Origin of the sequence: Bifidobacterium jacchi, from assembly GCF_009078285.1 — a bacterium.
Classification (GTDB): Bacteria; Actinomycetota; Actinomycetes; order Actinomycetales; family Bifidobacteriaceae; genus Bifidobacterium; species Bifidobacterium jacchi.
On sequence record NZ_RQSP01000003.1, the window covers coordinates 150137 to 150717 of the forward strand.

Sequence of the window (581 nt, forward strand, 5' to 3'; positions counted from 1 at the left end):
ACATGTTCGCCGTGCGCATCGAGATGGAGTTCGGCTTCCGCGTGCGCGACATCAACCGCTTCGTGCTCCTCACCAAGTAGGGACGGTGGAACATGGCCATCAAGATCATGCCACTGCCCGCAGCGCAGGCAGACGAATTCATCGCCCCATACGACGGCATCCTGAGCGCCGTGTTCGTCGACTCGGACGGCAACCCCATCGACATCACCGGCGGCGTGAAGAAGGGCGCGGCCGTGGACGCGATGGGCGTCGCCGACCCGGCCGCGGCGGCCGCCGCTCCGACCAAGGCCGAGTATGACGCGCTGCTCGCCTACGCGAAGGGCCTGAAGGTCACGCTCAACGCCCTGATCGCCAGTCTCAAGGCGTCCGGCGCGATCGGATAAGGAGGACGCTCATGGCCGACGAGGAGACCGATCCGGAATCCACCCAGGCCAAGCCGCCGTTCGCCACGGTGGACGACCTCGCCGACCGGTGGCACGCGTTCACCGACGGGGAAAGACCCCACGTGCAGGCGAAGCTGGAGGACGCGAGCGTGGTGGTCATGGGCCTGTGCCCCGACTGGCGGCTGCTGCCCGCCGACA

1 protein-coding gene and 1 pseudogene are annotated in these 581 nt (G+C 67.6%); both read left to right on the forward strand.

The genetic code is table 11. The annotated features are described in order from the left end of the window. Nucleotides 1-92 precede the first annotated feature (92 nt). The gene (locus EHS19_RS01930) at nucleotides 93-383 is read left to right on the forward strand and encodes a hypothetical protein (protein WP_151916112.1); all 291 of its coding nucleotides are present in this window, start codon (nucleotides 93-95) and stop codon (nucleotides 381-383) included. 11 nt (nucleotides 384-394) lie between these two features. Further along, nucleotides 395-581 (forward strand): annotated as a pseudogene (locus EHS19_RS10645) (hypothetical protein); the annotation flags it as partial.

Coding starts and splice junctions, on each gene's coding strand:
- EHS19_RS01930 (WP_151916112.1), top strand. CDS start 93: ATGGCCATCAAGATCATGCCACTGCCCGCAGCGCAGGCAGACGAATTC.